Below are 12,511 nucleotides of genomic sequence, written 5' to 3' on the forward strand. Positions count from 1 at the left end.
TTTACGTCTTTTTTTGTGGGTGTGGGGTTTCATTTTTTATGTTTTTGCCCCTTTTTCGCCTCATTTTTACCAATTGGGCGTATTTTGGGCCTACAGGCTTAAAATAGCTGCATTTGAGGTGGTGCCGTTTTTGGTGTTAACATATTGTTTACTAATAGCTTAGGTAACCTATACAGGTTGTATGCAATTGCTTCCAGGGCGTGCTGGGCGTGGGTTTTGGCGATGCCCACATAGCGGGCGGTGCCGCCGCCGAACCAGCTTTTGGTGCCGGCAAAGGTGCGCTCTATTTTGTAGCGGTGTTTGCCGCAGAGTTGGTTGAATTTGAGTTGTAATTTTGTTAAGGGTTTGTTTTTCACTGCTTTATAACACACTCTATCTTTAAGTCCCTTCGCTTTGAGGTAGGTGGTATGGGCTTTGGATTTGTAGGCTTTGTCGGCATAGATGGCGACTTTTGGGGGAACTTGTGCCTTGGTTATCAATGTGTTAAAGTGGTTATGGTCATGGACGTTGGCGGGTGTGGTCTCCAGGGCAAGGACCAATCCGTTGCCGTCGGTAATAACGTGTTTTTTGTAGCCAAAGCGGGTTTCTTTGCCTTTTTTGAGCCAGCGGGCTTCGTCGTCCACGCCAGGTTGATTTACTTTAACAAGCTTTAATTCAGCCGTTTGTGTTTGTATAGCTTCTTCCGTTTGTTCGTTTTCTTTTCTGTCTTCGGCAATTTCGTAGGTGGGTTTTCCGGTGGGTTTGCGGGGGCTGTCGGTAATGGAGGCATCTATTATGCAGCCGGATTTTACCGTAATAGCATGTTTATCAAGCTGTTGGTTAAGTTCTTGCAACAGCAAGTCGTAGGCATTGCTTCCTGCCAGTTCGTTGCGGAAGCGGCACAGGGTGCTGTGGTCGGGTACTTCGTCTTCAAGACTCAGCCCAACGAAGGTCATCCAGCTTAAATCGGTGTTGGTCCTGTCTTCTATGTCTCTGTCGCTCAGGCTTTTATACCAAACGCCGAGCAGTAGCATTTTGAAAAGAATAATGGGGTTGTAGGCGGGTCTGCCGTCCGGTCTAAGCCCTTTTGGGTAGTGTTTTTGAAGTATTTTTACGATTGATTCCCAATCAATTACCTCATTTATTTGCTTTAGAAACGCGTTTTTAGAACTGCGTTTAGAAACGTAGGGCTGGCTAAAACTCATCTGTATTTGGGCGTGCTTTATCACACCACAAAAATAATAAATTAGTTAATTAATTCAAAATCAAATAGTTAAATATTTTTATTCTTTTTGTCGTGCAACAGGCTCTAATGTAAATCTTGAGTAAGCCAGTTCCAATCAACTTGTTCAAAGTCAATTTTTAGATTGATATTTAATTCGGGATTTTTTCTGAAAAATTCGTTCCATACTTTTAAATGTATTTCTTTAATTGGATATTTTCTTAACTCATTTTCAGTCTGTTTTAAAAAATCCTGGCATTGCAAAATGTAATTCTCACCTGTTTTTGGAAAAACATTTAAATCTGTTTCAAAAAGATAATTTATTGTTTCGTTAAACCTTTTTGCAGGAACTGGATAAATTTTGTTGGGAAAAATGGAACTTAGCCAAGCAGTCAAACCTGTATAACTTATTGTAAGGTATTTTAAGATTACGTTGTTAAGGATTTGTTCTTTCATTTCGTGATGGTCGTTCTAATATGGTAACCAACGTTTTGGGGCTTGGCGTAGTGGCGGGTTTCGTAGCACAAAACTGTCAATATACCACAAAAGTTGATGCGAGGTAGAATGTTGAATTAAACACGTCACCCGCCATTTTGCCAAACTGCCTGTTGTGTGCCGCTTTTATTTGATGTATTTCTCAAACGGTTTCACGAATTTCTTAATCATATCATCTGCACGCTTTTTTGCTTGTGTTACAAAATGTTTCAAATACAATTTTGCCCAACTTTTCATTGATCCATCAAACGATTGGTCTAAGTCGCTAACGTGAAACTGAATTTGCATTGCGGCCGCCCAATTTATGTATAAGTTTTCGGGATTTACTTTGAATAAACAAGCGAAATGCGTGTCTTGACAAACCAATTTATCGTTGTTGAGCAACCAATCAATTTCAAAATAGTTGATTGTGAAATTGTCAAACTCTTCGTTGTCCAACATTTTTGCACAGACTTGTGCTAACTTGAAAGCGGAAATAATGTTTGGTGGTTGTGCAGATTTAGAAACATTACGTGTTTTAATATCAATGATTTCGTAAAAATCATTTTTTACAACTAAAATATCTGCGGTATCGTTTTGTTTTTCGTCAAACGGATTTTCAATACTCCATTTATCTGTTGCGTTTTTACCTCGACTTAGTAAAAACAAAACTGTTGGCGAATTGAATAAATTTTGCCTTGCTTGAAAACCGATAACATTCGGATTTTTACTAAACAAATCGTTCAGATATTCGTATTGGCGAAAAGTGTTTTTCGGAAATTGTTTTTTGATTTCACTGTAAACGTGTTTATCAAATGGTTCTCCTGCCGCGTGTCCTGACAATGTTCCCGAAAGTGGTTTTGGAACGGAAGTACCTTTTATACTTTTTGCTAACTTGCTATAATTTACGTTCATTTTCGGGTTTCAAAAAGTTGATTAAACAATGCGCTTATTTTTGCAAGCAACTTTTCATCTTTGTTTGTCAAAAATTGTTGCGTAAAACCAGTAATTGAATTGTGAAGTAAAACTTCGTTTTTGTTGTTCCAGTTTATTTTTCGGAACGGAATACTTGCAATTGGTTTTTCAGAAAACTCAACGATATTTCCTTTAACAATGCCATTGCATTTTAGCCAATCAAAAATTATGGTTTGATTGAGATATGCCAAAATATATTCAATACTCTCTTTGGTTTCGGGTTTTCTGAAAATTGCCGTTACGTCTTGTGTCGGAAAAATACCACCTTCAACCAACGCAAAACGAAAATAATTTTTGTTGGAAATTCGCTCTTTGCAAGGAACAAAAATTCGTTTGTCGGATTTGCTGAATAAATTGAAATTTCGCAAGAAAACCCACTCCCAATAATTTATTTTTCGGTTGTATTGGTAGCGTTTTTCTAAATCGGCTTTGTATTTCTGAAAATGCAAATAATAGTTTGGATATGTCTTTTGAAACTCAGTTTCTTCTAAACCGTCATTGACGAAAATGTATCTCGTAATTTGTTTTGCAAAAAACGGTATCAAATCTTTTGCTTTAACTACGTTAATTGTTGCCGCTTTTTCGGCATTGTTTAGTTCGTGTCCATTTACTTGAAATGCTTTATCCAAACCGCTTACAAGTCCATTTCCGATGTCGCAAACTTCGCCAATGGTGTGAAACTCTATTTTTTCTTCTTCAAAAAAACTGAGCAACGAATTTGGATTTTGCTTTTTACAAACTGTTTCTAATTGCTGTAATTCTTCCCGAACTTCATCACTTTGCAACAACCAACGTTCGTTTGTTTTGAATTGTGAAACTTGCAAATACTCTGCGTCCTTAAAAGGAATTTGTTGTTGTAATTTTTCAAGTGTTTCAGAAGTTAGTTTTTGATTGGCGTAAAATTTTGCAACATTTATACTTCGACTACGCTCAGCATAAGTTTGGTTCGTGAGCGTAGTCGAACGAACAAACTTAAAAATAATAATAGAAACGGTTACTTTATCAAAAATTGGTGTTTCATTGAAATGATAAATTTCTTCAAAGTAGCCGTGTTGAACCATATAATTACGCAACGAAATGGAATGAGTTGTATTCATCCAATATTCGGGACAAATGAAAATCAGTTGTCCGTTTTCGTTTAATAATTCAATAGATTTGAGAATGAAAATATAAAGGTAATCGCAAAGCGAGTTAAAGTATTTATTCCAAATTGGATTAAGTGAAAGTTCTTGTTTTAGTTCGTCTTCCAAATTTTTCCAACGTATGTATGGTGGATTTCCGATAATTAAATCAAACTTTTCGTCAATGTTTGCAGAAACAAAACTTTCATAGCGAACAAACGGAAATTCCCTTGCTAAATCTTGGTCAATTTCATAAGCCGTCAAGTCATTGTAGCCTTTTTGTTTCAGCGTTTCTAAGAATATTCCCTCGCCACAAGATGGCTCTAAAATTTTAGAATTTGCGGAAATGCGATGAACTGAACTTACCGAAGTTTCAGCCAACCCAACCATAAAGTCAGCCACTACTTTTGGTGTAAAGTACTGCCCAAATTTGTTTTTGGCTATATGTTTTACTGAAATTTCCATTTTCAAATACTATTTACAAAGATAGAAAAATCAAGTTGATAGGTCAGATCTGGTCGTTTTTATTCATAACCTTTTGACGAAGTACTGTGCCCCAAAATGGCACACAACGCTTGACGAAGTTCCGAGAAAAAAAAGAGAAGACCAAAATTTATTTTGGGATTCCGGTGGCAATAGCGTCCTAAATAAATTTTAAGTCAATCAAATTTATCGATTACATATGTTAAAGGTAAAATATCTTGAAAGACTTAGCTGTAAGTGGTAACATACCGACTGAAGAATTCTGCTTCATATTTAGCCCCGATAGGTATTTCGGCAGCTCCGGTAGTGATTGTTTTGCCACGCACAGAATCCACTTTGTTGATCGCTACTACGTATGAGCGATGGACTCTAACAAATTCATTTTCAGGAAGTTTTTCGATGATTTGCCGTAAAGAAGAAAGTGTTAAGACCGGTTTTTTACCAAATTGATGAATTTTTACGTAATCGTCTAAGGTTTCAAGGTAAAGAATATCTCGAAAGGGAATTTTTACCAATGAGTATTCTGAACGCACAATCAGGCTTTGTTCATTATTCCGGCTATTGTTGTGGCGTATTAAAATTTGGTTTTGTATTTTTTGAATGGTTTGGCGGAAGCGTTGCTCAATAATTGGTTTTAGTAGATAGTCGCTGGCGGCTACTTCAAAGGCTTCAAAGGCAAATTCGCGTGTGGTCGTGGCTATTATCAAAATTAACGATTGTGCTAATGAACGATAAAAGTCAAAACCGCTGATAAACGGTAAATTTATCTCCATCAGGATTACATCAACAGGAAATGTTCGGATGTATTGGGCGGCTTCGGAAGGATTTGTATAAGCCGCAGCAACTTCCATTTCCGGAAATTTTTGGCACAATGCTTTTATTTTATCCAACGATTCTATGTCAGGGTCAAGTGCAACACACGTAATCATTATCGAGATAAATGAATAGCGAACAATATTTTTACAACAAAGCTACTATTTTTTGGGTGTCTATCATTCAGGTTTTGCTTTTCATTTCCAGAATGGGTCTGATTCGTTTTCGCAGAATTTAGTTTCTTTACTCAATTCATTGATTACCTCTTGGTTTTCCAACAGTCCTGCTTCTTGGATTTCATTGAATAACACTCTTTCTTCAAAGCGGGTATGGTCATTAATCAGGTTTTGGAGTTCTATTAAATCATCTGTGGTAGTGGTTTCTTTTTCAATAATTTGTCTTATTCGTTTATGTTGAGCGAGGGCTTTATCTCTATTTTCACTTGTTTTTTCTATTCGTGAAAAGAGGTATTTTTCTTCAACTTCAAAGTGAGGCAACAGATAATTTTCGTAAAACCAGTTGATGTATTTTTTAATTCTTTCTGTTTCAATATTTTTGGAAAGTCCCATTTTAATTTTCCAGCAGAGGCGCAATCCATGATAATGTTCTCGGCTCAATTGTACTAATTCTTTGGCTCTTTTGATTGGCGTAGTTGTTTTGTTTTCGTGATAATTTAGTTTTTCTACGATTTTTGAGTTATTAGAGTCTGAGTAAATTCCATAGGCATTGAGCAGAGTGCCTTTGATATTTTCTTGGGTTGATGAGATTGCGAAGATTACCATTTCATCGCCGGGGTCGGTTTCGCCTTCAAAACGGTGTACCTCGTCTATCACAAATTCATCTGCATTGAGGCTACGACTTCCGTTATGGCAGTAGATACAATCGCTTTCTGATAATAGCGAAAAATCTATTGTATAACCTCTTTTGTACAAGTCGTTTAGTGCTTCGGAAACGGTTGTGTAATGTTTCATTTTCGTATGTTTTATAGGTTTAGATATTAACTATTCTTGGTGCTATTCAGTTTCTTGGGATTGGAATATTTTTATTTCTTCTGCAAATTCTTTTTTTACTTGCTGCTTGAATGCTGGGTTTAGGCTGGTTTCGATGGCTTTTAATGCGCCGAATCCGGCCTCTCTGTTTATCCACTGCGCTTTGGAAAAGCGGGCAAACCAAAGCCATAACGTTGGATTTTGTTCGTTTATTTCGGTATAATCATAAGCTAAACGATAACCTTCCTGCCACTTTTGGGTAGCATAGAAGATTTCTGCTAATTGAATGTTGAGTTCGGTATCTAATTTATTTCGGATATACATTGGCAGTAGGATTTTCATTGCATCGCCGGTATCACCCTGCATAAGGAAAACATCTGCTTTTAGGCGCAGGTAGTCTTCATCTAACGTTGAAGTTGGTTTTATTTGCTGAAAGGCCTGAGATGCTTCTTCATTTTTGCCTAATAGTATCAATGCTCGGATTAAATCGAGATTAAGGAGGTGGTCTTTGGGGTTACGGATTAGGCCGGCTTTGATGTTTTCGAGGGCTGTGGTATCTTTTCTGGCGAGCAGAAAGCGGCCGGCTTCTAAGTATGGTAATGTTGTGTGTGAATCTTGCTCTGCTAATTGGCTCAATACAGAGATTGCAGCGGGTAGATTGTTCATTTGTCTGGCTATGCGTGCGGTGCGTAAGAATTCTGATGGTTTTGCGTCTGCGAAGTTCCAGTCGAGTATAGCCAATTCCGTTTGCCCGTTTGCCCGCAACGTAATCGCTGATTCTTTGGCAACACGTTTATAAAACCCTGAATGTAAGGCTCTTACTAAGTTGAGATGTAAGATACCGGAATCTGCTCTCATTGCATCAATTTCGGCACAGGCAGCTTGAAAGGCAAATTCACCACTTTTATCATTTCGGGCAGCTTCCGTTAAGTATAAACGAGCTACTTCCGGCATTCCCTTTCTGAAATAGTGTATGCCTGCCGCTTGGTTCGTTAAAGTAGATTCTTCCGGATATTGACTTAATAGATATTTTGTTCGGCTTACCAAGTTTACAAAAGAATCCTGTGAAGCCGTTAGGTTCATTTTTAGCCATAAAACTTCGGGAACTTGCTCTATTACAAGAAGTGAATCACAGATCTGCGAACTCTGGGAAAAGTGGTTAGCAACGTAAGCATTTAAAGACTCATGATAACGTGTCCAATAGAATTCTTTGGAGTACGGAAGATTTTCAGTATGAATTGATTTTAAGGAAATTGCATAGCTTGGGTTTGCTAAGTTGAAGGAATATAGCTGGGTCAGTAAAAACGGTGATAATTCGGCATTTTGTGAAGCTGCTGTTAGCACTTGGGTAGCAACATCCGGTCTTTTTTGGGTTAAATAGATGTAAGCAAGATTTACATAGCCGGTTGGGTTTTTGGGTGCGTTTTGTATAGCTTGTTTTAAGCTGATAATTGCGGAGTCAAGGACATTCAGTTGTGCAAAAGCAGCAGCTTGGGAAAGTAAAATATCCGAAGTAGGGGACTTAACCAAACGGCATACCCGAAGTGCCTCAGCCGGTTTCCCTAATGCAAGAAGCAAATTAGCCTGATTGAGCCGCGCCGGAATAAATTCTGTAAAGGAACAAGCTGCTTCGTCGTAGTTAAAAATCTGATTGAGGTTTCCATTTTCTCGAACCAACAGTGCCGCTATGTTAAAATTAGACTTTACATCTCCATTTGCAGACATCCGCGCCTGCAAATAACACGCCTTTGCGTCTAAATCATCGCCCTCTATCAAACTATTATCGCCCCGAAAATTCCAAGATACGGCATTTAAAATATAATAATCCCGCCAGTGATGATTCCCTTGTACAAAAATCAATGTGCCAAATACAGTGAACCAAACCGCTACAAACCGAAACCGATTGGGAAACATCAATAAGTAATACACCGCAACCTTAGCTTTTAACAATGGCCAAAAATTAACCAGCAGATAAATCAAATACATAAAGGTAGTTACTGTATAAGCTGTTAGTACCAAACGTCTTAAAAATGAAATCATTAGATATTCACCGGAAAGTAATGAGCCGGCTATAAACGCAGCAGCAATAATCCCTACGCCTAAAATCAAAATTGAAAAGGCTAAGTTTGCTTGTATCCAATCTTTAACTCCGGAATACATATTCTGGGTAGTAAAAACAGTGATAATAGCCGCTATTGCCCAAAAATGTATCCATTCGATAGAGCCTAAACCGTATGGAAGTTTGCCAATATCATTTAACAATAGCCAAACTAAGAAAAATAGCAGTATCCCAAAGATTCCAACGATAAAACCAACCGATTTTCGATTTGTAGTTTCTCTTCTATTGGTGCAAAGATATACAATCAGGTTAGCTAAATCTTTGGAGGTAAATACGATAAATAAAAAAGTTATGGCTGCGAATATCCATAGTGGGCTTGTTATTGCATGGTGAATTGCGGGGATTCCGCCACTAATGCCTACGATTATGTATTGAAGTAGTTGGATTCCGGCAAACAAACTAAACTGGGCAAATAAACTCCAATTGAATGTTCGGGCATAAAACAAATATGCCGGAATGAGCATAGACAAAATCCACGCTAAGGTAATCAGATAAAAAGGGTCCGTGCTCCATAAATATTTGGGGATATGCTGGGCATAGACATAACAGCCATAAACAGCCCATACAAGATAAGCAACCCAAGAGTTAATTCGGCTGGAAGCTGCCAGCACCGCAGACCAACCCAGCACCAAAAAAACCGCCCAAAACCAGTATAACCATAGCAAAGGCTGAATCATGCCAGCAACACGTGTGCAGTAAACCTGAAAAACCTTAGCATACAAATCCATACTGCGATAACCGTATTCAAAAGACTTTACCGGAATTGTTTCTTCATGATAATCAGGAGTTTCACTTATGGTTACACCTAAATCTGGAAGATAAAATCCTATTATTCCTGCAAAAACGGCAATGATTAATGCTATAAACAAAATCCAAAATAGCCGGCGACCACTACTGGAAAATGAATAATAGAAATCGTGAAATAACACAAAAGGTGGTTTTTCCATGATGCAAAAGTACCAAGCAGTTAGCTCGTTTAAAAGTAATCGGAGAAATTAGCAATAAATTCAGTACTTTTAAGTATAGATAACTGCTAATATTTGCAGTTTTTTAAAACACAAATATACTGATCACCAGCGTGTTATTTAGGTTTTTAAAAGACTATTTTGCTAAAAATCAATTACTTATTTGCTTCTTTAGCGAAGTATTGTTCAATCAAAATGATCAAAATAATTGGTCATATATTATTTGAAAATAAACCATTGCTCCAATTGTTGGAGAGCCGTATGCTTCGGTATGCCGGTTATTCAAGATGTTTGTTCCGCCTATACGGAAATTTGTATTAATTTTTGGCACCCGATATGAAACTTGGGCATCTACAACATTGTAAGCGGGCACCATTCCTCTTCCAAAACCATCAAAAAACTCATACGTATCATTCCATCGGTAATTTATAGCAAAGCCAAAGTTTTTAGCAAGGTTTCTACCGGCAAAACCGACGTTTGTCTTATGTTTTGGCGTGTTAAAACCATTAATAATGTCATCTTTGAGAATATCTTCGGTTAAAAACTGCTCATTAAAATTGTAATTAGCTGTTAGAGAAAACTTGGGAGAAAAGGCATACATCGTTCCAATAGAGAAGCCGTGCGCCGTTACCTTAGTTGGAGTGTTAATAAATCGTTGATAGCGAATAAGATAATTATCTCGATTCGGGTTAGCCATTAGTCCCGGAGTTAATTGGTAAAACTGGCCGGTAGAATCTTTTTTAGGTCCCCACAATCCAAAACTTCCTAAAAAATCATGGTATTGATTAAAGTAGTAATTTAAATCTACATACAATTTATTGAATAGCAGTGTTTTGTATCCACATTCAAAGGTTTGTACTTTTTCTGGGCGGATATTTTCGATAAGTGCCCGATGCAAGTATTTTTCGGGGTTTGCTACGCCATTTTTTACTGCTTCGTCGTATTCAGACACAGAGTTTGAGGTGTAGCAGTTTCCGATAATTCCGTGTGCTTCGTCAGAAGGCCGTAGCGCACCAATATATTGATATACACTAACGAATAGATTGATGTATTGGGCTTGGAGCGTGGGCATACGAAATCCTGTTTGGGCAGAAACCCTAAAATTGTGGTTGTTATTTTTTCCCAAAGAAACTATGGCAGCTATTCTGGGGCTATATTGCCATTGGAAATTGGTATTTTTGTCTGTACGAATAGAGCCGATTAGCTTCAAATGGTTTTTTAGCAATCTTTTGGATGCTTGTACATAAACCCCAAATTCGTAGTTTTTTAAGACTCCATTGGTATCAGAGAAGATAGTACCTTGTGAGTTCATGATATAGGCGCGGTAGTTTCCACCGGCTAATAAATCCATGAATTTAACTTCATTTTTGAAGTTATACTGACCTTCTACGTGGTAAAGCGAACTTTTGTCAAGGAATCTGGCTCCGTTTCCAAAGTTAGCTATTGATGTAACCTTGTCTAATGCTTGTTCAAATTCCGGTGTACCTGCTTGATAGGCAGCGCGACCTTTAAATGGAAGTGCCGAAGGGTGGTTAGGGTCTCCCCCAAACAGTTGAACTAAACCGCGGTAAATGTCTTCGTTATTGGCATTGGCAAAGGCGCGGGCTGCGTCATGGTCTAACGGCTTAATAGCTGGGCCATTCGGGCGGATAATACTGTAAATCTGGCTTAACATTGGATCGTTTACAAACTTCCCGCTATAGGCAACAAAATATTGATTAAACCAATTTGCATCACTTTTTGCCATTCTATTTACATTAATGGCAGCGAAACGGCTGTCATAGGATTTACCGGCGTTTTCAAAACTGCCATAAGCGCGTAAAAAGAAATTATCACCATTAAGTTCTATTTTGTGCTGGGTAAAATTAAAGTCCTTAATTGAGTAGCGATTCTGGGATTGATAAACAGTTGTTCCGTTAGAATATCTGCTGAGGCCGGAAATCTCAATTTTTTCATTTATGCGGTAATGCAGGCTAAAATCAGCTTTGAAGTTATAGGTGTTGTAGTCCACTAAGTCCTGTTCTCTGAATCCGTTTCGTCCGATACGTGTTTTTTTTAAAGGTACTCCTGCGATGCCGAAACCTGCTAAGGTGAGAGAATCTACGACAATACTTACTTCGTCTCCATAGATATTCAGGCCGTCATAACCGGGGTTTTGTGGGCCGGGTGTGTTTACGTCAACACCGGAATAATTTGCTACATCTTGATAATCTGTTGAATGCCAGTCATTTGCTTTCACCATACTTAGGTTAAATTTAAAACCTAAGCGGTTGTTAATTACTTTGGCGAAGCGGATTGCGGCATCATAATAGGGGCTTACCGGCGCATCTTTACCATCTAAGTGATTGGCTCCTCCACGAATAGAGGCACTAACCCCCGGATATTTGAAGGGGTCTTTGGTTGTAACGTTCAGAATACCGTTAAAAGCATTGGGGCCATACAAGGCTGAAGCTGCTCCCGGGATTAGCTCGACATTGGCGATGTCTAAATCTGAGCCACCGGTAACCGCTCCCATCGAAAAATTAAGCCCCGGAGCCTGAGTATCCATATTATCAACTCGTTGCACAAAACGAGTATTGGTTGTGCTGTTAAAACCGCGAGTATTAATAACTTTAAATAACATACTGGTACCCATCTGGTCTGCACCTTTCATGGTTGCTACGGCATCATAAACAGAGGTTGCCGGCAACTCTTTAATGGTAAGCAAATCAATTTTTTCTACGGTAATAGGTGATTCTAAGATGGTTTCGCTCACGCGGGAAGCGGATATAACTACTTCTTTAGCCATAATACTTTCTTCTTTCATTTTGATAGAAATGTTGGTATTTGCCCCCTTAGAAACCGGCAACGTTATACTTGCGTAACCAACATAACTAAATACTAAATTGATAGGTTGGGATAAATCCACAGAGAAGCGAAACGTTCCGTCATTTCCGGTTATTGTGCCGGCAATTTTTCCCTCCACTTTTATATAAACACCGATTAGCGGCTCATTTGTAGCTTCATCAACAACTTTTCCGGTAATTTCGGTTAATAGTGAGTTTGGGTTAGTAGGTTTAGATTGCGGAGTAGCAGAGTCATTTTTTTTATCGGCATTTTTATTCGTACCTTTTGTGCGAATATCTTCCTGCGCAAAAGATAAGAAGTAAACAAAATAACAGCCTAAAAATAGTAACGCTCGCTTCATGATTTTATTTGATTTAATGATGATGTTTGCGAAATAAATAAATTATTGAATACTTTTTTTACCATATCTAAAAAAATAACAACAAAAATTGATAGAGGTTTAAGAAAATAAGCATATACTATTTTCACGTAGTTTCTTGGGTTGCATTTATTCTTTTGGGTTTGGTTTTTATCCCCAAAAATAT

General features: G+C 38.0%; 8 protein-coding genes. All 8 read right to left on the bottom strand.

Annotated features, from left to right (window positions below; translation table 11 throughout):
* Nucleotides 1-98: 98 nt before the first annotated feature.
* The 8 genes from LC115_06440 to LC115_06475 all read right to left on the bottom strand — a co-directional run bounded on the left by LC115_06440 (nucleotide 99) and on the right by LC115_06475 (nucleotide 12,327).
* Nucleotides 99-1,208, bottom strand: coding sequence for an IS5 family transposase (locus LC115_06440; GenBank protein MCZ2356313.1), 1,110 nt, complete (start codon nucleotides 1,206-1,208; stop codon nucleotides 99-101).
* An 80-nt stretch (nucleotides 1,209-1,288) separates the two neighbouring features.
* Nucleotides 1,289-1,657: a hypothetical protein gene (locus LC115_06445; GenBank protein ID MCZ2356314.1), complete on the bottom strand. Its 369-nt coding sequence runs from the start codon at nucleotides 1,655-1,657 to the stop codon at nucleotides 1,289-1,291.
* A gap of 165 nt (nucleotides 1,658-1,822) precedes the next feature.
* A complete protein-coding gene (locus LC115_06450; GenBank protein ID MCZ2356315.1) occupies nucleotides 1,823-2,590 on the bottom strand; it encodes a HincII family type II restriction endonuclease in 768 nt (255 codons plus the stop codon).
* Complete coding sequence (locus tag LC115_06455) at nucleotides 2,587-4,236, bottom strand: Eco57I restriction-modification methylase domain-containing protein (protein ID MCZ2356316.1); 1,650 nt, start codon at nucleotides 4,234-4,236, stop codon at nucleotides 2,587-2,589. The genes LC115_06450 and LC115_06455 overlap by 4 nt, the downstream gene beginning before the upstream one ends.
* A gap of 245 nt (nucleotides 4,237-4,481) precedes the next feature.
* On the bottom strand, nucleotides 4,482-5,183 hold the full coding sequence (locus LC115_06460) for a LytTR family DNA-binding domain-containing protein (GenBank protein MCZ2356317.1): 702 nt from the start codon (nucleotides 5,181-5,183) through the stop codon (nucleotides 4,482-4,484).
* An 81-nt stretch (nucleotides 5,184-5,264) separates the two neighbouring features.
* Nucleotides 5,265-6,038 (bottom strand): hemerythrin domain-containing protein, encoded by a 774-nt coding sequence (locus LC115_06465; GenBank protein ID MCZ2356318.1) that lies wholly within the window; start codon nucleotides 6,036-6,038, stop codon nucleotides 5,265-5,267.
* A gap of 42 nt (nucleotides 6,039-6,080) precedes the next feature.
* Nucleotides 6,081-9,122 (bottom strand): tetratricopeptide repeat protein, encoded by a 3,042-nt coding sequence (locus LC115_06470; protein MCZ2356319.1) that lies wholly within the window; start codon nucleotides 9,120-9,122, stop codon nucleotides 6,081-6,083.
* Nucleotides 9,123-9,339: 217 nt separating this feature from the next.
* Nucleotides 9,340-12,327 (bottom strand): TonB-dependent receptor, encoded by a 2,988-nt coding sequence (locus LC115_06475; GenBank protein ID MCZ2356320.1) that lies wholly within the window; start codon nucleotides 12,325-12,327, stop codon nucleotides 9,340-9,342.
* Nucleotides 12,328-12,511 lie beyond the last annotated feature (184 nt).

It is taken from the genome of Bacteroidia bacterium, from assembly GCA_026932145.1.
In the GTDB taxonomy this organism is placed as follows: Bacteria; Bacteroidota; Bacteroidia; order J057; family JAIXKT01; genus JAIXKT01.

What these genes read in the sequence shown, in the direction of transcription:
- LC115_06475 (MCZ2356320.1), bottom strand. Translation starts at nt 12,327, where the DNA reads ATGAAGCGAGCGTTACTATTTTTAGGCTGTTATTTTGTTTACTTCTTA.
- LC115_06455 (MCZ2356316.1), bottom strand. Translation starts at nt 4,236, where the DNA reads ATGGAAATTTCAGTAAAACATATAGCCAAAAACAAATTTGGGCAGTAC.
- LC115_06450 (MCZ2356315.1), bottom strand. Translation starts at nt 2,590, where the DNA reads ATGAACGTAAATTATAGCAAGTTAGCAAAAAGTATAAAAGGTACTTCC.
- LC115_06465 (MCZ2356318.1), bottom strand. Translation starts at nt 6,038, where the DNA reads ATGAAACATTACACAACCGTTTCCGAAGCACTAAACGACTTGTACAAA.
- LC115_06460 (MCZ2356317.1), bottom strand. Translation starts at nt 5,183, where the DNA reads ATGATTACGTGTGTTGCACTTGACCCTGACATAGAATCGTTGGATAAA.
- LC115_06470 (MCZ2356319.1), bottom strand. Translation starts at nt 9,122, where the DNA reads ATGGAAAAACCACCTTTTGTGTTATTTCACGATTTCTATTATTCATTT.
- LC115_06445 (MCZ2356314.1), bottom strand. Translation starts at nt 1,657, where the DNA reads ATGAAAGAACAAATCCTTAACAACGTAATCTTAAAATACCTTACAATA.